24 protein-coding genes and 1 tRNA gene are annotated in these 22990 nt (G+C 28.4%); 16 read left to right on the top strand and 9 right to left on the bottom strand.

The annotated features are described in order from the left end of the window. The 7 genes from ychF (at position 1) to BSV1_RS02320 (ending at position 4962) form a co-directional block, all read left to right on the top strand. Positions 1–1107 (top strand): redox-regulated ATPase YchF, encoded by a 1107-nt coding sequence (gene ychF / locus BSV1_RS02350; RefSeq protein ID WP_008882369.1) that lies wholly within the window; start codon positions 1–3, stop codon positions 1105–1107. A 15-nt stretch (positions 1108–1122) separates the two neighbouring features. Then, entirely contained in the window at positions 1123–1950 is an 828-nt protein-coding gene (locus BSV1_RS02345; protein WP_008882594.1) for a hypothetical protein, read from the top strand. 74 nt (positions 1951–2024) lie between these two features. Continuing rightward, a complete protein-coding gene (gene rpsT / locus BSV1_RS02340) occupies positions 2025–2282 on the top strand; it encodes a 30S ribosomal protein S20 (RefSeq protein ID WP_002556832.1) in 258 nt (85 codons plus the stop codon). A 12-nt stretch (positions 2283–2294) separates the two neighbouring features. Next, positions 2295–2621, top strand: coding sequence for an HU family DNA-binding protein (locus BSV1_RS02335; protein ID WP_002655986.1), 327 nt, complete (start codon positions 2295–2297; stop codon positions 2619–2621). Then, positions 2622–3029, top strand: coding sequence for a bactofilin family protein (locus BSV1_RS02330; RefSeq protein ID WP_008882847.1), 408 nt, complete (start codon positions 2622–2624; stop codon positions 3027–3029). A gap of 79 nt (positions 3030–3108) precedes the next feature. Beyond that, positions 3109–4656, top strand: a complete 1548-nt coding sequence (gene rho, locus BSV1_RS02325) for a transcription termination factor Rho (RefSeq protein ID WP_008882653.1) — start codon at positions 3109–3111, stop codon at positions 4654–4656. Positions 4657–4716: 60 nt separating this feature from the next. After that, positions 4717–4962, top strand: a complete 246-nt coding sequence (locus BSV1_RS02320) for a type B 50S ribosomal protein L31 (RefSeq protein ID WP_008882692.1) — start codon at positions 4717–4719, stop codon at positions 4960–4962. A 35-nt stretch (positions 4963–4997) separates the two neighbouring features. Here the strand turns inward: BSV1_RS02320 and BSV1_RS02315 are convergent, their stop codons facing one another. After that, the gene (locus tag BSV1_RS02315; protein WP_008882457.1) at positions 4998–7913 is read right to left on the bottom strand and encodes an insulinase family protein; all 2916 of its coding nucleotides are present in this window, start codon (positions 7911–7913) and stop codon (positions 4998–5000) included. A 15-nt stretch (positions 7914–7928) separates the two neighbouring features. Next, complete coding sequence (locus BSV1_RS02310; protein WP_008882546.1) at positions 7929–8630, bottom strand: hypothetical protein; 702 nt, start codon at positions 8628–8630, stop codon at positions 7929–7931. Between the two features lie 129 nt (positions 8631–8759). On the opposite strand from BSV1_RS02310, the gene serS reads away from it, so the two are divergent. Continuing rightward, positions 8760–10037: a serine--tRNA ligase gene (serS, locus tag BSV1_RS02305; protein ID WP_008882542.1), complete on the top strand. Its 1278-nt coding sequence runs from the start codon at positions 8760–8762 to the stop codon at positions 10035–10037. Here the strand turns inward: serS and dusA are convergent. After that, positions 10027–11034 (bottom strand): tRNA dihydrouridine(20/20a) synthase DusA, encoded by a 1008-nt coding sequence (gene dusA / locus BSV1_RS02300; RefSeq protein WP_008882394.1) that lies wholly within the window; start codon positions 11032–11034, stop codon positions 10027–10029. The genes serS and dusA overlap by 11 nt on opposite strands. Before the next feature lie 68 nt (positions 11035–11102). Here dusA and BSV1_RS02295 point away from each other — a divergent pair, with 68 nt between their 5' ends. Genes BSV1_RS02295 through BSV1_RS02270 form a run of 6 tightly spaced genes read left to right on the top strand, consistent with a single transcriptional unit; the run spans position 11103 to position 16288 of the window. Next, entirely contained in the window at positions 11103–11378 is a 276-nt protein-coding gene (locus tag BSV1_RS02295; RefSeq protein WP_008882845.1) for a hypothetical protein, read from the top strand. Beyond that, the gene (locus BSV1_RS02290) at positions 11356–11709 is read left to right on the top strand and encodes an SIMPL domain-containing protein (RefSeq protein WP_008882319.1); all 354 of its coding nucleotides are present in this window, start codon (positions 11356–11358) and stop codon (positions 11707–11709) included. Before BSV1_RS02295 ends, BSV1_RS02290 begins: the two co-directional genes overlap by 23 nt. 20 nt (positions 11710–11729) lie before the next feature. Further along, on the top strand, positions 11730–12437 hold the full coding sequence (locus BSV1_RS02285) for a 6-phosphogluconolactonase (RefSeq protein ID WP_008882829.1): 708 nt from the start codon (positions 11730–11732) through the stop codon (positions 12435–12437). Further along, positions 12424–13641: a flagellar motor switch protein FliG gene (locus BSV1_RS02280; RefSeq protein WP_008882775.1), complete on the top strand. Its 1218-nt coding sequence runs from the start codon at positions 12424–12426 to the stop codon at positions 13639–13641. The genes BSV1_RS02285 and BSV1_RS02280 overlap by 14 nt, the downstream gene beginning before the upstream one ends. Then, positions 13641–15425, top strand: a complete 1785-nt coding sequence (locus BSV1_RS02275) for an alanine--tRNA ligase (protein WP_008882711.1) — start codon at positions 13641–13643, stop codon at positions 15423–15425. Before BSV1_RS02280 ends, BSV1_RS02275 begins: the two co-directional genes overlap by 1 nt. A gap of 41 nt (positions 15426–15466) precedes the next feature. Further along, positions 15467–16288: a ZIP family metal transporter gene (locus BSV1_RS02270; RefSeq protein ID WP_002556818.1), complete on the top strand. Its 822-nt coding sequence runs from the start codon at positions 15467–15469 to the stop codon at positions 16286–16288. 2 nt (positions 16289–16290) lie between these two features. Here BSV1_RS02270 and pstB read toward each other — a convergent pair whose 3' ends face one another. The 4 genes from pstB to BSV1_RS02250 form a co-directional block, all read right to left on the bottom strand. Beyond that, positions 16291–17073 carry a phosphate ABC transporter ATP-binding protein PstB gene (gene pstB / locus BSV1_RS02265; RefSeq protein WP_002660520.1) on the bottom strand — a complete coding sequence of 261 codons (783 nt, stop codon included), beginning with the start codon at positions 17071–17073 and terminating at the stop codon, positions 16291–16293. Beyond that, a complete protein-coding gene (gene pstA, locus BSV1_RS02260) occupies positions 17074–18558 on the bottom strand; it encodes a phosphate ABC transporter permease PstA (RefSeq protein ID WP_083858439.1) in 1485 nt (494 codons plus the stop codon). It lies immediately after the preceding gene. A 56-nt stretch (positions 18559–18614) separates the two neighbouring features. After that, entirely contained in the window at positions 18615–19523 is a 909-nt protein-coding gene (gene pstC / locus BSV1_RS02255) for a phosphate ABC transporter permease subunit PstC (RefSeq protein ID WP_008882493.1), read from the bottom strand. Positions 19524–19612: 89 nt separating this feature from the next. Beyond that, a complete protein-coding gene (locus tag BSV1_RS02250) occupies positions 19613–20452 on the bottom strand; it encodes an extracellular solute-binding protein (protein ID WP_008882429.1) in 840 nt (279 codons plus the stop codon). 165 nt (positions 20453–20617) lie between these two features. On the opposite strand from BSV1_RS02250, the gene efp reads away from it, so the two are divergent. After that, positions 20618–21196: an elongation factor P gene (gene efp, locus BSV1_RS02245; protein WP_008882431.1), complete on the top strand. Its 579-nt coding sequence runs from the start codon at positions 20618–20620 to the stop codon at positions 21194–21196. Continuing rightward, on the top strand, positions 21174–21827 hold the full coding sequence (locus BSV1_RS02240) for a hypothetical protein (protein ID WP_008882463.1): 654 nt from the start codon (positions 21174–21176) through the stop codon (positions 21825–21827). Before efp ends, BSV1_RS02240 begins: the two co-directional genes overlap by 23 nt. A gap of 11 nt (positions 21828–21838) precedes the next feature. On the opposite strand, the gene BSV1_RS02235 is transcribed toward BSV1_RS02240, so the two are convergent. After that, positions 21839–21912, bottom strand: a tRNA-Ile gene (locus tag BSV1_RS02235). Positions 21913–21939: 27 nt separating this feature from the next. Further along, positions 21940–22974, bottom strand: coding sequence for a coiled-coil domain-containing protein (locus BSV1_RS02230; protein ID WP_008882518.1), 1035 nt, complete (start codon positions 22972–22974; stop codon positions 21940–21942). Between the last annotated feature and the right edge of the window lie 16 nt (positions 22975–22990).

Here is a 22990-nt window from a genome sequence, read left to right as displayed (position 1 = left end):
ATGAGACTTAATGCGGGGATTGTGGGACTTCCCAATGTGGGTAAATCTACTTTATTTTCATCTTTGACATCATCTAATGTTGAGATCGCGAATTATCCTTTTTGTACCATTGAGCCAAATATAGGAATAGTAGAGATTCCCGATGAAAGGCTTTTAAAAATTTCAGAGTGCATTGTTCCACGCAAAATTATTCCTGCTGTTATGGAATTTGTGGATATTGCAGGCCTTGTCAAGGGAGCATCAACAGGCGAAGGGCTTGGCAATAAATTTTTGGCTAATATTCGCGAAGTTTCTCTTATTGTTCATGTTGTAAGATGTTTTGAAGAAAAAGAGGTTATTCATATTAATGACGATATTAATCCTGAGAAAGATATAACTACAATTAATGTTGAGCTTTGTCTATCTGATCTTGAAACTGTTCAAAAAAGTCTTCAAAAACAAGAAAAAAATGCCAAAAGCACTGATAAGAAAATTAGTGAATCTTCTAAGGCAATTGTTTTAATGCTAAAAAGACTTGAAGACCATTTAAGCAATATGAATCCTGCTGTTGAGTTTAAATTTGATGATTTTGAATACAACTTTATTAGATCATTAAATCTTTTGACTTTTAAAAAAGTTTTGTATGTTTGTAATGTTGATGAAAATTCACTTAGCGGCAATAAATATACAAATATTGTAAAAAATATTGCCTTGAAAGAAGGAAATGATTTTTTAATCTTATGTGCCAAAATTGAAGCTGAACTTGCCCAAATAAAGGATATATCTTATAAAAATGAAATGTTAGAATTATTTGGAATAAATGATAGCGGTCTTGGCAATTTAATTAAAAAAGCCTATTATACTTTGGGCCTTAGAACCTATTTTACAGCAGGTTTACAAGAAGTTAGAGCTTGGACATTCAAGCAGGGCATGAGAGCGCCCAAAGCTGCTGGAATAATTCATAGTGATTTTGAGAGGGGTTTTATTAAAGCAGAAGTTTATTCTTGCGAGGATTTATTTAAATTTCAAAGTGTTCAAAAATTAAAAGAGAAAGGACTTGTTAGAATTGAAGGCAAAGAATATATTGTAAGAGATGGAGATGTAATCTTTTTTAAATTTAATGTGTAGATTTATTTTTATATTATGCGTGATTTATTTTTCAATAATGTAAAATTAATTAGTTTGTTTGTGTTTAATGTTGTGATTTGTTTGCTTTATTTGGATTTTTATGACGTAAGTTTTTTTTACTTTGTTTTAGCACTTCTTTTGGTAAATTTTTTTGTAATTTTTTTTTATTTAAGATATTTTTGTTTTATTTCTTTTAAGGGATCTAAGATTTATTATAAGGGCATTTTTTTAAGTTATAGTTTTGATTTTGGTGATATTATTTCGTTTGAAAAAAGATTATCAGACAATGTTTTGATTTTGCAATTAAAAAATAAAAAAAAGATTAAGGTTTGTTTTTGGACAGGCAATGGTTCAAGTGAATTATTTAAAGAGCTTAAAATTAAGAGAAAAGATCTGTTTGTTCCAAAATTGGAAAATTTTCCAATAAGATATTATTTATCTTATACTTATCTTTTTATGTTTTTAGCTCGCATTATGATTGCTTTATTTGTTTATTACATTTCATTAAGCAATATATTTATTTTTTTATTTATTTGTTTTATTGATATTAAAGTTTTGTTGGGGGATTTTTCAGTTATTAGCAATATAGTGTTATTTTATGAGTTTAGGAAAGATTCAATCTGTGAAAGAAAAATTTTTAAAAGTGAAATTTATTTTTATGAATTTTTTGAAAAAATTTTTATTGCCAGAGAATTTGAATTTAACAATAAAAATTATTTATGCTTTTTATACAAAGAAAATCATCAGACAAAAAAGGTATATATTTTGAATAAAAAAATTTCTTATTCCATGCAAAAGGTTTTTGAATATATTAATCAAAACTATTGTACTGAATTAACTTAAATCTTTGATTGACTATATTTGAATTAGTTGATATATTAAAGCTATTGTTTAATAATATTATTAAGGAGTATAACTTGAGAAAAAATGCATCTGCATTGAAGCGCTCTCGTCAAAATTTAAAAAGAAAGATTAGAAATGTAAGTGTAAAAAGTGAATTAAAAACAATAGAAAAACGCTGTATCAACATGATAAAAGCGGGCAAGAAAGACGAAGCTATTGAATTTTTTAAATTTGTTGCAAAAAAACTAGACACTGCTGCTAGAAAGCGAATAATTCATAAAAATAAGGCTGCTAGAAAAAAATCTCGTTTAAATGTTTTGCTGTTAAAGTAAGGAAATTAGTTTATGTCTTTTTCAAGAAGACCAAAGGTTACTAAGTCAGACATTGTTGATCAAATATCTTTGAATATTAAAAATAATAATCTGAAATTAGAAAAAAAATATATAAGACTTGTAATAGATGCTTTTTTTGAAGAGCTTAAAAGTAATCTTTGTTCGAATAATGTTATTGAGTTTAGATCTTTTGGTACATTTGAAGTTAGAAAAAGAAAGGGACGCTTAAATGCTCGCAATCCTCAAACAGGGGAGTATGTTAAGGTCTTAGATCATCACGTTGCGTATTTTCGTCCAGGCAAAGATTTGAAAGAGAGAGTGTGGGGTATCAAAGGTTAAATGCCGGTTAATATTGTAGATTCTTATAAATGGGATTGTAAGCTGGACTCCAGTTTAACTTTTAGAGGAAAATTAAAATTTGAAGGAACTTTGTATCTTGATTCTTCTTTTGAGGGTGAAATATCTTCAAAAGGGGGTGTGCTTTTTATTGGCAAGAATAGTAAGGTTATTACCAATGTGGTAATTTGTGATACATTGATAGTAGAAGGAATTTTGAAGGGTAATGTAAATGCTGCTAGCAAGGTTTATTTAAACAGCGGTTGTAAAATATATGGGGATATAAAAACAAAAAAAATATTTATTAATGATAATATAATTTTTGATGGTAAGTGTGAAATGATAAAGTCTAATGAAATTGTAGATTTATTTTCTTTCACCGTTTCACAAATAAAAGATACTTTGCAATAGGGTCAGTGTTTTTTATTAATTAATAATAAGTAGATTTTTATAAAATCCTTTCTTAAAAATTTAATTCGTAGAGGAAAATATGGATAAAAAAAATGGTGAATTTGATTTAGAAAGTGAAATAAGGCGGTTGGATGTTTCTAAAGAGTTTAAGATTGAAGATAATTTGAAAAAAAAAGTGGTTAAAGTTGTTGCTAAAAAGGATTTTGCATCTAACGTGACAAAATCTGCAGATTTAAGTGGTGTAAAGGATTCAAATGGGGTAATATTTCCTGATTTTGATTATGATATTCCTTCTTCAGGTTTAGAAAATAATATTAAAACTTTAGAGCAAAGTAATATCATCAAATTTTTTAATGGTAAAGATTATGTAGAGATTGAAAAACTTTATGATAAGCCAATTACAGAGGTTAGGAAAATTGTTGAAGGTCTTGGGACCAATCATACTATTGCTGTAACAATGAAAAAAACCGAATTAATATTTTTATTGGTGAAAATATTAAGTGAGAATAATATTGATGTTTTATTTACAGGAGTGCTTGATGTGCTTAGTGATGGTTATGGGTTTTTGAGAACTGCATCAAATTCTTATCTTTCTGGGGGCAATGATGTTTACGTTTCTCCTTCTCAGATTAGACTTTTTAATTTAAGGACAGGTGATATTTTATATGGCCAAATTAGATCACCTAGAGATGGTGAGAGATTTTTTGCAATGGTTAAAATTAAATCTATTAATGATCAAGATCCTACGTTTGCTCAAAACAGAATACCTTTTGATAATTTAACTCCTCTTTATCCCAATGTGAAATTGAATCTTGAATATGAAAATTGCAATATTTCTACAAGGCTTATTAATCTTTTTTCACCTATAGGTAAGGGGCAAAGGGCTTTAATAGTTTCTCCTCCAAAAGCAGGAAAGACTACCTTGCTTCAAAAAATAGCTAATGCAATAACTACTAATTATTCAGATGTTATTTTAATGATATTGCTTATTGATGAGAGGCCAGAAGAAGTTACAGATATGATTCGTAGCGTTAAAGGCGAAGTAATTGCATCTAATTTTGATGAGCAGGCTAGTAGGCATGTTCAGGTAGCAGAGATGGTTATTGAAAAGGCTAAAAGGCTTGTTGAAAACAAAAAAGATGTTGTTATTTTGCTTGATTCTATTACAAGGCTTGCAAGGGCATATAATCAAACTATGCCAACTTCTGGTAAAATTTTATCGGGTGGGGTAGATTCTAATGCTCTTCATAAGCCAAAGAGGTTTTTTGGGTCTGCTAGAAATATAGAAGAAGGGGGAAGTTTAACTATTATAGCTACTGCTTTGGTTGATACTGGCAGTAAAATGGATGAAGTTATTTTTGAAGAATTTAAAAGTACTGGTAATATGGAATTAATTCTTGATAGAAGTTTGGCAGACAGAAGACTTTTCCCTGCTATTAATATTAAAAAGTCAGGCACCAGAAAAGAAGAATTGCTTCTTAGTGAAGAGGAGCGTTCTAAGATTTTGCTTATTAGAAGAATACTTGGAGGTGTTGATGATTATGAGGGAGTTGAAGTTCTGATAGAAAAGATGAAAAAAAGCAAAAACAATGAAATTTTCTTAAAGACAATGAGCAATGGTAATTAAATAAATTGACATTATTTTTAATGTCAATTAAACTTTATTGAAGATTAAGAGGAAGGTTTTATGAGAAAAGATATACATCCTAAAGATAATTTAGTGGTATTTAAAGACGGATCAAATGGAGCAATGTTTTTGACCAGGTCTACTTTGAATTCAAAGGAAACTATTAAATATATTGATGGAAAGGAATATCCATTGATTACTGTTGAGATTACAAGCAAATCTCATCCTTTTTATACCGGCCAACAAAAGTTTGTTGATGCAGCAGGAAGAATTGATAAATTTAATAAAAGGTATAAAAAGTCCTAAAAATTGGCTTTTTTGTATGAAATTTTGAGAAAATATTAATAAATTTTTTTTAAGCTATATTCTTTTCCTATTAATTTTTCTAGGTTGTTCTTTTCTTCTTCGTATATTTGGTTATTTACCAAAGATGCAATGCTGTTGTGTTGTCTTATTTGTGTTAGAATCTTTGTGGATATTTCTTTAATATCTTGCGGTGTAATTGTAAAGTAGGCATTTCGAATATCTTGTCTTAAGCTGTCACTAATATTTAGCATTTTTCTTCTATAGCTTTGCAAAGCTTCTGTAGCTTTAGTTTTTACATAGATGTTAGTTCCTATTAAGCCTATCAAATAGGTATAAATCTCTTCATCTGTCATTTTATTATTAGCTAATTCTTCTAAAGATTTTTCAAAAGCCTGATAAGTTTTGGTGAAATTAGGATCTCTGTAGGACGCAAAGGAGAAGATTCCATTGGTAATTGATGCGCTTGCTCCGTATGCACCCCCCATTACCCTTATTTTTTCCCAAAAAATTCCACTTCTTAATACATGCTCTAGAAAATTTGCTTTTGGATAATTCGCATCGTTGATTTTGTAACTAGGGAAACATATAGCATTAAAAGCTACTTTTGATTGGATAATTATTATTTCTCTAAATGCTTTGCTGTTTGTATCAAGATTGAGCAACCTATTGTAATGAGTGCTCTCTTCTAGGCTTTCTTTTAGATTGAAAAATTCATTTTCTAAGTTTTTAAGAATGTCGTCAGTATTTCCCATTATTAGTGCAGATAGATTGTTTTTTAAAATTATTTTGTTTTTTAAATTGTCTAATTTATTTGCGATTTCTTTTAAAGATTCTATATCGGTTTTTGCTTTTTGCCAAAACTCTCTACCTGTTATTCCATTTTGCAATTCTTTTAAATATTCATTTAATTTTAGTTTTGATTTGGATCTTAACATTGCCAAAAGATGTCCCTTAGGGATTAATAAGGATTTAAAATCATTTTTCAAGCTTAGTGTTATTTCTTTTAATCTCTCATAATCATGAAAGTTAATATTAATTAAAATTTCTTTTATCAGCTCAAATGATTCTTTAACTTTATTGTTAAAAGACTTAAAGCCAATGTTAAATGAATTTAAAATGTTTCCATCAATATCCTCGTCGTAACTTTCAGATATATTTATTTGCCCTAAAGTATTTTGGATTTTATTGTTAATGTCTATGTAAGAATAATTTTTTGTAGATAAATCTTGAAGAGCTCTTTTGAATAAAGATAGGTATATGTAATCTTCTTTTTCTAAAAAATTTAGTTTAAAAAATAAATTTACATTGAAAATATTGTTACTCTTAAGCTTAAAAGAATGTAGATTTAGCTCTTTTATTTCATTAAGATCCAAACTTTTTTCTATTTGTTTTGGCAAATCTTCTATTTTTAGTAAGGGAAGTTTTGCTATATCTGCTTTAGAATCTTTTTTATTTTGGTATTTTTTAAACTGATTGTAGTCTTTTTTAAATTGTAAAAATTCTTCTGGATTTTGTTTAATTTCAATTTCCCTTGTCATCAATTTTTTTTCAATTTCTTCTTCCATTTTCTTTTCTGTATCGTGTGATGGAATAAAGCTTATTAATGTATAATGATTATTAAGTATTAGATATTTTTCAATTAAATTTTCGAAGTAATAAATTCCTTTTTCCAATTTATTTGTAATTTCATTTATATAGTAGCTTGTTTGTAATGTTTTGATTGGATGTAGTCCATTTAGCCAACCTTTTAAACTTTTTATCATTAAAGCGATAGGAAAATTTTGTCCTTTTTCTTCTTTTAAAGCGAATTCGTAGCCAAAAAGAATTCCTTTTATTAATTCTTTTGGAATTTTATTTTTTACTAAATTTTTAAGCTCGCTGAAAACTAAATTTTTAAATTCTTTTTCTTTGTTTGCAATGACATTTTGGAGTCCAAATGAAAAAATAGATTCTTTTAAATCTGTATTGATTCCGCTAATGTGGGCTATGTCTTCTCCTATCCCACTTTTTAAGATATTAATTATGAATGAACAAGAATCGTCTAAGAGTATTTCTGAGAGAACTTCAAGACCAATGCTGTCTTCAATATTATTAATTTCTGTGCAAAGCCAATTTATTGTGTATACTCCAAGAGAATTATCGTTTTCTTTAGGAATTTTATATGTTAATTTTTTCCCCTTTTCCCATCTTTTAACGTTTTCTATGTCAATATTAACGTTGCTTTTTTCTTTTTTATAAGGCCTTATTATGTATTTTTCAATGAAATTTAGATTTTTTTCAGTTTGAGTGTTGCCGCATAAAAATATTTTGCAGTTTTCAAGTGTATAATATTTTTTATAAAAATCTAAAAAACTTTCATAGGTAAGATCAATAATATTTGTTGGGATTCCGCCTGAATCGTATTTATATGCGCCCTCTTCAAAAAGAGAACTGCTTGCTATTTCATTTATTAGAGAATTTTTATTTGAATAGCTACCCTTCATTTCATTAAAGACAATTCCAGATACTTTAAAATCTTTTGGATTTATATTGTATCCTTCTTGCATAAATGACTCTTTTTTGAGCAATGGGTTAAATATAGAATCGGCATAGATATTAAATAAATTAAAATAGTCTTTTTCAATTGTTGATGCTGCTGGGTAGATGGTTTTGTCTGGGAATGTCATTGCATTTAAAAATGTGTTTAGACTTCCTTTTAATAGGTAAAGAAATGGATCTTTTATTTTATATTTGTTAGAGCCACAAAAAATTGTGTGCTCTAAAACATGTGCAACCCCAGTATTGTTTGAGGGTATTGTCTTGAAAGCTATGCAAAATGCATTTTCTTTAAAAGAATCACTTTTTAAGTGAAATACTTCAAGGCCACTCTCGTGTTTAAAATAATATCCTTCTGCATCATATTCTTCTAAATAAGTTTTTGAAATTAGTTTGAAAATTTTTTTCTTTTTCATTTATGTCTTTAATCCTTATTTTACAAATTGTGCTATTTCACTTTCATTAAATTCAAATATGTTTGGCAGCTCCTCTGTGTCATCTAGTTTAAATGTGTATTCTGGGAATTTAATAATAATTTTTTTGTTTTCAAAGTAAATTACTGCTTGTTGTAAATCAAATAATAATTCGTTAGGTAAAATTTTTTCTTTAATTTTTTTTATAAAAAATGGGAATGCTTCATCTGTTTTAATTATGTCGTCAATATTATGAATATAATTTCCTTTATCTTGAATGTAATAACTTCTGTAATTTGTAATGGGGCTATCATTAATTTTTTGGGTTGCAATAAGTATTATTGTATAAATATTGTGCCCATGGTAAATTTCATAGTCTATTTTTAAGCTGAATTTTTTATTCTCAGGTTTAAGCTCTTTACTAACAATGTCAAGTCTTGCTACAATTTGGCTCACATATTCATTAATCTCATTATTCAATTCTTCAAGATTTCCTTTTTCTTTTCCCTCAATTATTAATTTGGGTATTCTAATATTGTATTCATAAAATTGTGATTCTTCTTTTGAGCTTATTGAATTTATTATTAAAGAATTCATTTTGTTGCTATTTAAGCTAATATCTTTAAAATTGATCTTGGTTAACTTTTTTGTACATCCGTTAAAAATCATTAATGTAGATATTAACATAAAAGTTGTTTTTATTGTTCTTGGATTTAGCATGCGATGATTTCTCCCTGCAATATTTATTCTAATCCTGTTATAAGATATTATATAATAACCTTGATATGAATTAATATTATTTGTAATTTTGTTTAAAAATTTTACTTAAGACATATCTTAGGAGATAGGATGCTTGATCTGAAATTTATTAGAGATAACCTTGATCTTGTTAAGAGAAGTATTAAAGCAAGAGGCCTTGTTTTAGATATTGATAAGTTAATTTATCTTGATTATAAGAGAAAAAAACTAATTACCAAAATTGGTGAGCTTAATGCAAAAAGAAATGAAAATTCTTCTAAAATGCGAGAAAATCTTGACAAGGTTTTAAAAATCTCTTTAATAGAAACCGGAAAGATTTTGAAAAAACAGCTTATTGATCTAGAAGAAGAGCTTGAAAGAGTATCTGTTGATTTTGACCTTGAAAATAAGAAAGTGCCCAATATTTTGTCACCTGATGTGCCTATTGGCAGTAGTGAAGAAGATAATTTTGAAATAAAAAGGGTTGGAGTTGTTCCACAGTTTGATTTTAAGCCAAAAGATCATTTAGAGCTTGGCAGAGATTTAGATCTTTTAGATTTTGACAGAGCACGTGAGATTAGCGGGAGTAAATTTTATTATCTTAAAAATGAAGCAGTTTTTTTAGAAATTGCTCTTATTAATTTCTCTTTAAATAAATTAAGAGAAAAAGGTTTTGATGTTTTTATCACTCCTGATGTTGCAAGAGAGTTTATAGTTGATGGAATTGGTTTTAATCCTCGTGGCAACGAAAGCAATATTTATAAGATTGAAGATACAGATAAATATCTTGTGGGCACTTCTGAAATTACGCTTGGCGGTTATTATTATAATAAAATAATAGATCTCACTTTGCCAATAAGAATGGCAGGGTTTTCACATTGTTTTCGAAAAGAAGCTGGAGCATATGGTCAGCTTTCAAAAGGTCTTTATAGAGTTCATCAGTTTAGCAAGGTGGAGATGTTTTGTTTTTGCAAAGCAGAAGAATCTGGAGTTATTCATGATGAATTTTTAAGTATTCAAGAGCAAATTTTTACCGAGCTTGAAATTCCTTATAGGGTTTTAAATATTTGTTCTTTTGATCTTGGCTCTCCAGCTTATAAAAAATATGATATTGAAGCTTGGATGCCTGGCAGAGACGGAAAAGGTGGTTATGGGGAGATTACTTCAACTTCAAATTGTACAGATTATCAGTCAAGAAGGCTTAAGATTAGATACAAAGATCAAGATGGACAAAATAAATTTGCACACATGGTAAATGGAACAGCAATAGCTACAACAAGGGTTATTATTTCCATACTTGAAAACTTTCAGGATCAAAAGGGAGGAATTAGAATTCCTAAAAGTTTGGTTAAGTATACAGGTTTTGATTATATTCCTTTTAAGAATTAGAATTTAGTATTTTTTCTGGCAATGTTTCTATAGCTTTTAGCAATATTTCATGCTTTTTTAAGTTTTTTGGAAATGGTGCTGTTAAATTTTGTCTAAATTTTTTAGCTCCTTCTTTGGAGAATACTATTCCCATAAGATGCTTGAATAATATATTTATCGACAAATAATTTTCGTATTCTTTAATGTATTCTACCATTTGCATCAATATATCTTTTCTTGTAAGAATTTCATCAGTTTCGTTTAAAAATTCTCTTGAGGCGTTTGCAATAAAGTATGGATTTTCAAATGCACTTCTCCCAATCATGACAGAATCAACAAAAGATAAGTGTTTTTTAATTTGCTCTGAGTTTTTGATTCCTCCATTTATCTCAATAAACAAATTTTTATTCTCTTTTTTCAGATTATATACAAATTCATGTCTTAATTTTGGAATATTCCTATTATTTTTAGGAGAAAATCCTTTTAATATTGCAATCCTTGCATGTATAATAAAATTTTTGATACCAAAATCTGAGATTATTTTGACAAAGTTTTTTACCTCAGAATAACTTTCATTTTTGTAATCACTAGATAAAGGCCTTATACCCAATCTATGTTTAATTGAAATAGGCTTATTTGTGTTTTCTTTCATCGTTTTTAAAATTTCACCTACTTGATTAGCATTGCTCATTAGACAGGCTCCACAATTTGCATTTTGGATTTTTAGAGATGGGCATCCAACATTAAGATTGTATTCGTCAAAATTAAAGTGTTTTTCAAGAATTTGAATAGCTTTAAGGGCATCATTTTTGGAGTTTGTTGCTATTTGAATTGCAATTGGAGATTCTAAGGGGTTTTGCTTTACAATTTTTTTTACATCACCCATAATTATTGACTTTGCAGAAATCATTGGGGTATATAATGTAACTTTTTTTGATAAAAGTCTTATTAAATATCTGAAATGCTCGTCTGTGATGTTTATCATTGGGGCTATTGATATTTTCCGATTCATTAACATTATATAATATGTTAGAATAAACGAGCCGATTTAACAATTATTTGATCTTTTTTAGGAGGAATTGTTATATGCCTGGAAGAAAAGATTTATTTTTTTTAATACTTTTTCTGTCATTTTCAATTATAATTTCTTGCAGAGTAAAAGAAATTGTCATCAAAAATGACAATTGTATTAAGGCTAAGGGCATAAGCGAAAAAGAAATCCTTTTGGCATCTTCGAGTTGTAATTTGCAGGATGATTTGAATGGTGATTCGATTAATGACGGCATTAAAGCAAATAATTTAAATTTATCTAAGATTAAAACTTTTTTATTAAATATGTATGTATGTTGCTTTAATTGCTAATACAATTGATATTGAAAAAATGAAAACATTAGAAAAAAATATTATTGAGTTTTATAATCAAGGCTTGCCAATTAGCAGTAATATAGATTTAAGATATTATTTAAATAGAATTAATTATACAAATTTTCAAATTCTAGCGGGTTCAATAAGAAATGCAGAACTCTCTGCTTTAGAATTTGCGAGACATTTTGGTTCTAAATTAGATAAAATTAAAAATGCAAATCAAGAATACTTTAAATTTTTTCTAGTTGATATAATCTTTGGCAATCCAAAGCTTTGTCCTAAAAAAATATTAAGGATTGCTTCAACTATTTATTATTATTTAGATTAATATGTATTAAGGGAAGTTAGATGGAGTTTTTATATTCTGATGAAGAGAATTATTTAAAAGATAGATTTTTTGATTTTTTTAATATGAATGTAGATAAAGATAAATATACAAGTATTGGAATTTGTGGCGGTCGAAGTATAGTTGGCTTTTTAAGCGTTTTTCTTAAACAAAATTTTTCTTTTAGAAGATCGCATTTTTTTTTAGTTGATGAACGGTGTGTTCCGTTAAATGATGAGAATAGCAATTATAATCTTTTAAATAAAAATTTTTTTTCCAAAATGGTTGATAAAAATTTAATAAGCATTTCCAAATTTCATGCTTTTGTTTATAGCGAAATAGACGAAGCCACAGCTATTCATGACTATAATATTGAATTTAATTCTAGGTTTAATATTTTTGATTTTATTATAGTTTCTGTTGGTGAGGATGGCCACATAGCATCGCTTTTCCCTTCAAGAAAATTGTTGTTTTCAGATGTAGAAGGTTATCAGTATGAATACAATTCTCCCAAATTCCCAAACAAAAGAATAAGCTTAACGCCGAAATCTTTGTTTAGTTCAAAGGCTGTTGTTTTGTTATTTATGGGTGTTGATAAAAAGCGTGCTTTAGAAAATTTTTTAGCTTCTAATAGTTCTATTAATGAATGTCCAGCCAGACTTCTCAAAGAGCATCCCAATTTACTAGTTCTTACAAACATTAAAAGAGATGAAAGTTATGCAGGATCCTAGGCTTTCCAAGTATAAAAATGCTAAAAATTTAAGCAAAAAAACTGTTGAAGAAATTGATGCTTTAAGTTTAAATAAAAATTTTTCCGATTCAGAGATTCAAGGCTCTATGCTTAGATCTTGGATAAGCCTTATTAAGGGTAATAAAAGTAAAGCACCTGTCGAGCCTAAATCCAACAATATTAATGAGTTAAAGCCAGGGTTTATTCGCAAAGAGAGTAAGGTCACAAAGATTGCAAAATATTTTTTGGCTATTGGACTTGAAAAATCTGCTAAGATTATGTCTGAGCTTGATGATTCAGATATAATCTTAATTACCAGAGAAATTTCAAAGATTAGTTATATTGCTCCAGAAGAAAAAGAGCATATTATTAAAGAATTTGAAGAGTTACTAAGAAATCAAAAAAGGTATGTTAAGGTTGATGATAACTTTGCTTATGAGTTATTAAATAAAGCATTAGGAAAATCTAAAGCAAAATCAATTTATAAAAAAGTTACTGGTAATGATATTTTTATTCCTTTTGATTATTTGTCTAAAATTGAGCATGAACAACTTTGGGCATTAATTAAGGATGAGAATATTAAAACGCTTGTTATATTATATAATTATTTAAATAAAGATCAAAAAAAATATGTTTTTTCAATGCTAGAAGAAGAAGATAGAAGAAAATTTGTAAAAGATCTTGCCAAACCAAGGCAATTGAGCATGGAGACAATAGAGGCAATTTCAAATAAGCTTAAGGATAGATTTAAGATGCAAGGGAATCTTAAGACAGATAAACTTGATGGATCTAAGATACTTGTTGATATTTTAAGCTATATGGATTCTAATGAAGAGAAAAATTTGCTTAATAATATTAATATGCGGGATTTAAATCCTGTTGTGGACAGTGAAATTCGAGAAAAAATATTTGATATCAATGTAATATTGAGAATAATGGATAATGACCTTCATAATATTTTAAGAGAGTTTACAGACAAAGAGATTGCAATTATTATTAAGGATAAAGCTGATGAGGTTAGAGATAAAATGCTTTCAAATGTTTCAAAAAGGCGCAAAGAAATTATTTTAGACGAAGAAGCTTTTTTGGGGAAAATAAGTAAAAAAGATTTAAAAACTATGACAACAGCTTTTGTTAATTATATTAAAAATTTAACTTTAAAAGGCGATTTAATAATATATAGAAAAAATGAGGAATTTATTTAATGACACTTAATAAGTTGCGTAAAAAATATATTGATTTTTTTAAATCAAAAAAACATTTTGAAATAATGGGGAAATCATTAGTTCCTGAAAATGATCCTACAGTTCTTTTTAATACAGCCGGCATGCAGCCCCTTATCCCGTATCTTCTTGGAGAAGTACATCCATCAGGAGATATGCTTGTTAATGTTCAAAAATGCCTAAGAACAGGCGACATTGATGAGGTTGGAGATTTAAGCCATTTAACTTTTTTTGAAATGCTTGGAAATTGGTCTCTTGGAGCTTATTTTAAAGAGTATTCTGTAAAGTGTAGTTTTGAATTTTTGACGTCTTCTGATTATTTAAATATTCCAAAAGACAGTCTTTATGTGAGTGTATTTGAAGGCGATCAAGAGATTCCGCGTGATACAGAGACTGCTAAAGTTTGGGAAAGTCTGGGTATTCCCAAAGATAGAATACATTATCTTTCTAAGGATCATAATTTTTGGGGGCCTGTTGGATCTAAAGGGCCTTGTGGACCAGATACTGAAATATATGTGGATACTGGAAAGTCTAAATGTTCTCTTGACTGTAATATTACGTGTTCTTGTGGTAAATATTTTGAAATTTGGAATAATGTTTTTATGCAATACAATAAAGATGAAAATGGCAATTACATAGAATTGGGTCGAAAATGCGTTGATACGGGAATGGGTCTTGAGAGGACAATTGCTTTTTTGCAGGGCAAATCTTCAGTTTATGATACAGATGCATTTATGCCCATAATAAAGAGAATAGAATATATTTCTGGTAAAATTTATGGACAAAAAGAAGATGATGATAGATGTATTAGAATAATTTCTGATCATGTTAAAGCAGCTTGCTTTATTCTTGCTGATAGTTCTGTTGTTTTTCCCTCCAATTTGGGGCAAGGATATGTTTTAAGAAGACTAATAAGGCGATCTATCAGATATGCAAAGAAACTTGGGATAAAATCCCATTTTTTAGCTGATCTTGTTGATTCTGTAGAAGCTATTTATAGATCTTTTTATAATGAGCTAACAGAAAAAAAAGATTTTATCAAAAAGGAATTAAGCAAAGAAGAAGAAAAGTTTTTTAAAACTTTATCTCAAGGAGAGCAAGAATTTATTAAAATAACAAGAAATTTGCCTTCTAAGACTATTCCTGGTGATATCGCTTTTAAACTATACGATACTTATGGTTTTCCATACGAAGTAACAGAAGAGCTTGCTATTGAATATGGCTTTAATGTTGATAAGTTGGGTTTTAATGAGCATTTTAAAAAGCATCAAAAAACTTCAAAGAAAGGGGGTGACAAAGTCTTTAAAGGAGGGCTTGCCGATTATACTTATGAGACCACTAAGCTACATACAGCGACCCATTTACTGCATAAGGCACTTCAATTAGTACTAGGCGATCATGTTAGACAAAAAGGAAGCAATATTACTGCTGAGCGATTAAGGTTTGATTTTGTTCATTCTGAAAAGATGACGGATGATGAGATAAAAAAAGTTGAAGAGATTGTTAATTTACAGATAAAAAATTCTTTGTCTGTAAAAAAAATTATAATGGAATTAAGTGAAGCTCGAGAAAAAGGTGCTATGGCTCTTTTTGGAGAAAAATATGACGATTTGGTGAGCGTTTATGAGATAGATGGATTTTCGCTTGAAGTTTGTGGAGGCCCTCATGTAGAGAATACCAATGAACTTGGTACTTTTAAAATACAAAAAGAACAATCCTCATCTTCGGGTATAAGAAGAATAAAAGCTATTTTGATTGATGAATAAAATTGTTTATTATTTGTTGATTTGTTTTAATAGGAGGCTTTATGATAAAATCAATTTTAGATTATTTATTAACTTTGCATCCTGTATTATTGGGGCTTTTGGGCTCTACTTTCACTTGGTTTACTACAGCTTTTGGAGCAGCAGCAGTTTTTTTCTTTAGAAAGGTAGATAATAAAATAATGGACGCTATGCTTGGTTTTTCAGCTGGTATTATGATAGCGGCCAGTTTTTTTTCACTTATTCAGCCTGCTATAGAAAGAGCTGAAGAGCTTGGATACATTACTTGGGTGCCGGCTGTTTTTGGATTTCTTGTTGGAGCATTTTTTATATATATTGTAGACGTATTTGTTCCAGATCTGGATAAACTTACTTTTATTGATGAAGACTTAACTAAACATGGTAAAAAAGATTTTTTACTCTTTACTGCTGTTACTTTACATAATTTTCCAGAAGGATTAGCTGTTGGAGTTGCTTTTGGAGCCTTGGCGTCTAATCCAGATATTCAAACTTTAGTTGGGGCTATGCTTCTTACGCTTGGTATTGGTATTCAAAATATCCCCGAAGGAGCAGCTATTTCTCTACCTTTAAGAAGAGGTAATGTTGCTTTGGCAAAATGCTTTAACTATGGCCAAATGTCAGGATTGGTAGAAATTGTGGGGGGGCTTATGGGTGCTTATGCGGTTTATTCTTTTACTCGAATTTTACCTTTTGCTTTGGCTTTTTCTGCAGGAGCTATGATTTATGTGTCAATTGAACAATTAATACCTGAAGCTAAGAGAAAAGACATTGACAATAAAGTGCCAAGTATATTTGGTGTTATTGGTTTTACATTAATGATGTTTCTCGATGTTTCATTAGGTTAAAATTATCCAAATTTTCCGCTGATATATTCTTCAGTTTTAGTATTTTTAGGATTGAAGAATAATTCATCAGTTGAACTTTCTTCTTCAATGCATCCATTAAGGAAAAATGCGGTTCTGTCAGATATTCTTCCGGCTTGTTGCATGTTGTGAGTTACAATGATTATTGTGTAACTTTCTTTTAAGTTTATTATTAACTCCTCAATTTTGCCTGTTGATATTGGATCGAGAGCAGAGGTGGGTTCATCCATTAGTATTACATTGGGTTCTATTGCAAGAGTTCTTGCAATGCAGAGCCTTTGCTGTTGGCCTCCTGAGAGACTTAAGGCATTTGTATTAAGTTTGTCTTTGACTTCGTTCCAGAGTGCAGATTTTTTTAATGATTGTTCTACTATTTCGTCTAGCTTTCTTTTATCTTTTGTTCCGTGAATTTTTGGACCATAGCTTATATTGTCATAGATAGACATTAAAAATGGGTTAGGGGTTTGGAATACCATTCCTATTTTTCTTCTAAGCTCCAGGATATCGAAATTATTTGAATAAATGTTTTTCCCTTCATATATTACATTGCCTTCTATTTTAATTCCCTCAACAAGGTCATTCATTCTATTAAGAGTTCTTAAGAATGTTGATTTGCCACAGCCAGATGGGCCTATTAAGGCGGTAATACTATTTTTCAGTATTTTCATGTTTATTTTATTTAAAGCTTTAAAGTCTGTATAAAATAGATTTAGATTTTCCGTTTCTATTATAACTTCATTTTTTGGTGTATCTTTTTCTTTTATCACTTATTTAATCCTATATAATTTGTTTATTAAAAATTTTGATGTTAAATTTATTATGAGTACCATAATAACAAGTATTGAGGCTGTTCCAAATCCTTTGTCCAGGTGTCCTTCTTGAAATAACATTAGTAAGTGTACAGTTAATGTTCTTGAAGGTTCATTTAAATTTGTTGCAAGCCCTAAGTTTGTTCCCATTGTAAAAAGCAATACAGCCGTTTCTCCTAAAGCCCTTCCTATTGCAAGAACTATTCCTGTTAGTATTCCAGGAATAGCTGCTGGAACCATAACCTTAATTATAGTTTCTGTTTTATTTGCCCCTAATGCGAATGAAGCGTATTTGTATGATTTTGGGATTGTTTTAAATGCCTCTTCGGTTGTTTTAACTATCATTGGCAATATCATTAGGGAGCTTGTTATTGCTCCTGAGAGTATTCCTATTCCAAAAATTGGCACAAAAAAAATCAGTCCAAAAAGTCCAAAAATTATTGCGGGAATTGAGGAGAGAATGTCAACGCTCATAGACAGTATTTTGTAAAATATTTTATTAGAAGTGTATTCGGCAAGCATTATGCCAGTTCCTATTCCAATGCATATTGAAATAGCGGTTGTTAATAGTATTACATAAAAAGTATTTAATATTAAATAAGAAATTCCACCATATGTGCCAGAATCTCTTGGAATAGATAATATGAAATTTAAATTTAAAGGGCTGCTTTTGTCAACATAATGCATTTTAATAAAGGGTGCTTTAAAATTTTGAAAATAATGCCAAGGCACAATTGCTAGTGCGCCTTCTGTTTTTTCTATAGATTGTATTATATTTTCTTCTTGATCAAGATATTTTATTATTTCTAATTTAATATCTTTTGATATTAAATTGACCCATTTTTCTTTGCCTTTAATAAGTTTTTCAACTTCATCAACACCTAATGTATTGATTATTTCATTTTCATTTTTTGTTAAAGTTTTTTTACTTATTAGGACAGACATAGTTTTTATTTTTAAAGCTTTAATATTGGGATATAATTTAAAATCTAGGGATTCAAATTCTTCTTTTGTTAAATAGCCTACAGAGCCTATTGTGCTGTTTATGGTTTGAAGTATTTTTTTGGTAGATGGTTCAATTTTTATGTATCTTTTATTAAATGCATTATTTTTGATTAGTGTTTTTAGAATAGCTTTGTTAGATATGCTGTCAATTGAACTTGCAATAGGTATAATGTCAATTCCCTGGTCTGAAATGCTTCCCCAGTGTGAAATTTTATTATTATATATGTTGTGAATGTCTTCTATTGAGATTTTATCTGCGTTGATATTTTTGTTAACAATAAAAGCAATTTGTATTTCTTTGCCGTCTTCTGTTTTAAATGGTACAAAGCTTTGAGTTTTGTTTAAAAATAAAGTTTGTTTTTTTTTGAAATAAAATAAAGAGTTGTATAATACATACGCTATTAGAAAAATTAATACCGCTGTTAAAAAATATGCAATAGAATTGATTATAAAGAAATAGAACTTATTAATTAATTTATTTGTTTGAGTTTTAGTCACTTTTTCTTTAACCCTTTATTGGAAGATAGTATAAAATTTTTGAGTAAATTTGTAATTATTGAAAATAGCAATAACACTAGAGCTGTAGAAAAGAGAGCTTCTCTGTGAACACCCGAGGCGTATCCCATGTCCATAGCAATGTTTACAGTTAGTGTTCTAATAGGGGAAAATATGTTTTTTATAAAAAGAGGAGAGCCTCCTCCGACCATTAATACTGCCACGGTTTCTCCAATAGCTCTTCCTATTGCCAATATTGTTCCTGCTAAAATACCTCGACTAGCTGATGGTATTATTATCTTATATATTGTTTGCCAGTCTGTTGCTGCTAATGCAAGAGATGCAAATTTATATGATTTTGGAACAGCTTTGAGCGATGAATAACAAACGCTAATTATTGTGGGGACTATCATTATGCTTAATATGAGTGATGAGCTTATTAAATTGTATCCCAAATTGTCTTCTCTTTGAAAAATGTTTTTTACTAAAGCTGCAATAAATGTGCTTCCAAAAAATCCGTAAACTACACTGGGGATTCCCGCTAAAAGCTCTATTACTGTTTGTAAAAATTGTCGATAAAATCCTTTTGCTTTTTCAAGCAAATATATAGCAAATCCCAACCCAATTGGTAAAGCAATTAAAATAGAAAAAAGTGTAGTTAAAAATGAATTAATAATGAATGCCAAAATACCATAAGATTTTTGTAAATTGCTAGTAGGATCCCAATTTGTGCTAAATAAAAAGTTTAAAATTTTAATTTTGTTATTAAGAAATGGCATTATTCCGGTTTTTAATATAAATAAACCCAAAAACAATATTGATAGGGAGCTGATTATTGCAGATATAAGAATAAAAGATTTGAAAATAATTTCAATTATTTTTCTTTTTGTCTTTAAGCTTAGATGCATTTTTTAAAAGAATCCCTTAAAGCTCATGCCAGTGTTAAATTGTATTACTTGACTTAAGATTAAGTCAAGTTTTTTTTTCTTTAATTTAATTATGTTTTTATCCCTAAAAAGCCTTGTTCTTCAACAATATCTTGTCCGGTTGAGCTTGTCATGAAATCAATAAATTGAGTTACGCTTTTATCTTCGTATTTATTATTTGTAACTATTATTAAATTTCTTTTAATGGTGTATTTATTGCTATTTATTGTTTCTTTTGTAGGATATGTGCTGTTAACAGAAAGAATATTTAAACCCTTTTCTATTGAATTTTTTGCGTATCCAAGACCTATATATCCTATTGAGTGGGGAGTAAGGCTTGTTTTTTCAATTACCTCTCCATTAGATTTTACCACTATTCCGTCTTGTCTAAATTGAGCTTCTTCGTGAGTTTTGAATATTTTATTAAGAAGTAGGTCTTTTATAGACGAATAAGAACCAGAAGAAGAGTCTCGATTGATAAAGTTGATTTTAGCATCAGGACCTCCCACTTGTTTCCAATTTTGAATTTCTCCATTTAGTATTTTAGCTAGATTTTCTTCTGTAATATTTGTAATTTTTATTTCAGGGCTTGTAATGAAAATTAAAGCATCATAAGCAAATATAGTTTCTTTTGCCCCTTGTTCAATTTCTTCTTTTGTTAAATCTCTTGATGATATTGCTATTTTGTATATTTTGTTAAATAGCCCGTTTATGCCAACACTACTTCCTTGTGCATCGTATGTTACTTTAGTATTATTGTTTATTTTATTATATCTTAAAATCATTTCGTCTAGTATTGGGCTTACAGTTGTAGATCCTCCAATTGATACAATTTTTTCATTGTCTTGATTTTTACAGTTGTATAATAAACTTGTTGATAGCATAAAAATTAAGATAATAACTTTCTTCATCAAGTAAACTCCTTTGTTTAAGTATATAATAGCATTAATTTAAAATAAGTCAATTACAAATTAACTTTATTGATTAAGTTATAATTGAGGAATAATAGCAAATATTTTAATTTTTTGGTATAAATTACTACTAGATTTGTATGTTAAGTTTTGCGAGGTATTTAAATGGCAGTAGTGAAATCTAGTGAGATTGAAAAAGGTTCTTTTTTGCTTATCAAAGGGGCTCCCTATATTGTTCTTGAAAGAGAATTCTCAAAAACAGGTAGGGGAGGGGCGATAGTAAGGTTAAAGCTTAAGAACTTAAAAAACAAATTTGTCATTAGAGAAACTTTAAAAGGGGCAGATACTGCAGAAGCTATTGAAATTTATGAAGTTAGTGCTCAGTATTTATACAAAGATAAAGACGTTTTGGTTTTTATGGATTTAGAAACTTATGATCAAGTTAGTTTGGACTTAAAAGAAAGTGCTAATTTGCAAGATAAAGTGCCTTTTTTGCAGGAGTCTGAAATCTATTCTCTTGTAACTTTTGACAATGTGGTTATTGATATTAAGCTGGCTCCAAAGATTGCTTTTGAAGTTGTAGAAGTTGAGGCGGCTGTTAAAGGTGATACTGTAACAAATGCAATGAAAAACATTACTCTTAATACAGGGCTTGTAGTAAAAGCTCCACTTTTTATTAACGTTGGAGATAAGGTTTTAATTAATTCTGAAACCAAAGAGTATGCAGAGCGGATTAAAAATTAAATTAATATTGTTTTTTTGTTGTTTTGCTTGTTCTTGCGACATAAATTATCCGGAGATAAAAGAGCTTGATTATAAGATAAATTATTATTTTACTGAAAATCGCTTAGATTACTCTATGAGTTTTGATTTTGCAATTAAAGTTATAAATTCAAAAGATGTTTTTAAATTAGCAATAGAGAATAAGAACACTAATGAGTTTATTCAAGTTATTAATAATAATTATAGCTCTTTTTTTATTGATTCTAGCCTTGGAAAGGATATTCTATATTGTAAGGATTTGAGGTTTAATTTTTTTGATAAAACTTTTGAAGATTTTACCTCATGTGTTCGTCTTTTTGATAAGGGCATGAGAGTATACAATAGAGAGCTTGTTATTTCTTTGGGCATGTCAAAATATGATTTAGATGATGTTCACAATTATGTATATAAGTCTAAAGATATGGAAATGTTGAACAAGTTAAGCAATTCCAAAGTATTTTTTGTTAAAACCTATAAAGATAAACTACATCCTGTTTCTTCAGTTGTTAGAATTGATTCAATGGATATTCTAAAGATTGATAAAGCATTTGATAATTACATAAGTTTTTATTATGTCGAAAAAAATTCAAATCTTTTTTTTAAAGTTGGTTGAAAAGATTAAAATGGGCCCACCAGGACTTGAACCTGGGACCTACCGATTATGAGTCGGGTGCTCTAACCAACTGAGCTATGGGCCCTTAGCTTTAATTTATTATATTTATTTTTTATTCATTGTCAAGTTCATTTTGAATAACTTCTATTTTAGAAGTTAATACGTCTAATTTGTTATTAATTTTATTTTTTTCTTTTGTTAGGGCTTGTATCTTTTGTTGAATGTTTTTTATTTCTTCCTGTTTTGTTATTTTTAGTAAATCATTATTTAAGTTTAATATTTTTTGGTTTATTTTTTCTATTTTTTGAATTATTGAGCTGATTGCATTGGTTTTGGCTGTCATTTTATCTTTTTTTGTGATTTCAATAAATTCTTCAGCAATTTTTTTTAAAATGTTTTCTTTGTTTTTTGTAATAACATTGATTTCGTTTTTTATTTTATTCTTTTTGTATATTTTTTCTTTTTTGCTTGTAGATATTATTTCTTTTATTTCTTCTTCTATGTTTTTTATATTTGTTTTGATTTCATTTATTATTTTAAATTCTTTAACAATTGCATTGTTTAACTTTTTATTTAATGAAAATTCATTCATTATGCTTCCAAAGTTTTCAGAAGGGTAATATTTTGTGAATACCTGCTTTTCAAATTCTTTTGATATTTTATATACATTTATCATATTAATAATATTGTTTATTGTTGAGCTAACTTCAAGCATTATTCTTTGTAAATAACTTTTTGTTTTATGATCGCTTGCTAATTCTATTTTTTTATATTTTTCAAGTTTCAATTTAGAAAAATTCATATTGTATTTGGATATTAATTCTAGATTTTGAGGATAAATTTCGATTATTGTTTTAGCAATTTCTTTAAGGTTTTTTTTATATGATTTACTAGTAGATTTATATTCTTTTTTAAGAATATAAATTTTTTTGTTTAAATTTTTTAATATGTTTTCATTTTCTTCTGATTTGCTTAAATTGCTTTTCATTTGATACAATTCTTTTTCTACTAATTTTAAATTGGGATAGTGGTTTAAATTTTTTAATTCTACTATATTATTATTTTTTAATATTTTCCCAAGCTCAATTAAATTTTTGTCTTTTTCTATCTTTAACAAGTTGATTTCTGATTTGATTTTTTTTATCATGGGAACTCTGGTTTTA

The sequence above is a fragment of the [Borrelia] finlandensis genome (assembly GCF_000181875.2).
Classification (GTDB): Bacteria; Spirochaetota; Spirochaetia; order Borreliales; family Borreliaceae; genus Borreliella; species Borreliella finlandensis.
This window is presented reverse-complemented; position numbering and strand designations above follow the sequence as displayed.

Coding starts and splice junctions, on each gene's coding strand:
- pstC (WP_008882493.1), bottom strand. CDS start 19,523: ATGCATCTAAGCTTAAAGACAAAAAGAAAAATAATTGAAATTATTTTC.
- BSV1_RS02230 (WP_008882518.1), bottom strand. CDS start 22,974: ATGATAAAAAAAATCAAATCAGAAATCAACTTGTTAAAGATAGAAAAA.
- BSV1_RS02280 (WP_008882775.1), top strand. CDS start 12,424: ATGCAGGATCCTAGGCTTTCCAAGTATAAAAATGCTAAAAATTTAAGC.
- BSV1_RS02250 (WP_008882429.1), bottom strand. CDS start 20,452: ATGAAGAAAGTTATTATCTTAATTTTTATGCTATCAACAAGTTTATTA.
- BSV1_RS02270 (WP_002556818.1), top strand. CDS start 15,467: ATGATAAAATCAATTTTAGATTATTTATTAACTTTGCATCCTGTATTA.
- BSV1_RS02285 (WP_008882829.1), top strand. CDS start 11,730: ATGGAGTTTTTATATTCTGATGAAGAGAATTATTTAAAAGATAGATTT.
- BSV1_RS02335 (WP_002655986.1), top strand. CDS start 2,295: ATGTCTTTTTCAAGAAGACCAAAGGTTACTAAGTCAGACATTGTTGAT.
- BSV1_RS02290 (WP_008882319.1), top strand. CDS start 11,356: ATGTATGTTGCTTTAATTGCTAATACAATTGATATTGAAAAAATGAAA.
- BSV1_RS02310 (WP_008882546.1), bottom strand. CDS start 8,630: ATGCTAAATCCAAGAACAATAAAAACAACTTTTATGTTAATATCTACA.
- efp (WP_008882431.1), top strand. CDS start 20,618: ATGGCAGTAGTGAAATCTAGTGAGATTGAAAAAGGTTCTTTTTTGCTT.
- BSV1_RS02240 (WP_008882463.1), top strand. CDS start 21,174: ATGCAGAGCGGATTAAAAATTAAATTAATATTGTTTTTTTGTTGTTTT.
- BSV1_RS02315 (WP_008882457.1), bottom strand. CDS start 7,913: ATGAAAAAGAAAAAAATTTTCAAACTAATTTCAAAAACTTATTTAGAA.
- BSV1_RS02295 (WP_008882845.1), top strand. CDS start 11,103: ATGCCTGGAAGAAAAGATTTATTTTTTTTAATACTTTTTCTGTCATTT.
- BSV1_RS02320 (WP_008882692.1), top strand. CDS start 4,717: ATGAGAAAAGATATACATCCTAAAGATAATTTAGTGGTATTTAAAGAC.
- BSV1_RS02330 (WP_008882847.1), top strand. CDS start 2,622: ATGCCGGTTAATATTGTAGATTCTTATAAATGGGATTGTAAGCTGGAC.
- dusA (WP_008882394.1), bottom strand. CDS start 11,034: ATGTTAATGAATCGGAAAATATCAATAGCCCCAATGATAAACATCACA.
- rho (WP_008882653.1), top strand. CDS start 3,109: ATGGATAAAAAAAATGGTGAATTTGATTTAGAAAGTGAAATAAGGCGG.
- serS (WP_008882542.1), top strand. CDS start 8,760: ATGCTTGATCTGAAATTTATTAGAGATAACCTTGATCTTGTTAAGAGA.
- BSV1_RS02275 (WP_008882711.1), top strand. CDS start 13,641: ATGACACTTAATAAGTTGCGTAAAAAATATATTGATTTTTTTAAATCA.
- BSV1_RS02345 (WP_008882594.1), top strand. CDS start 1,123: ATGCGTGATTTATTTTTCAATAATGTAAAATTAATTAGTTTGTTTGTG.
- ychF (WP_008882369.1), top strand. CDS start 1: ATGAGACTTAATGCGGGGATTGTGGGACTTCCCAATGTGGGTAAATCT.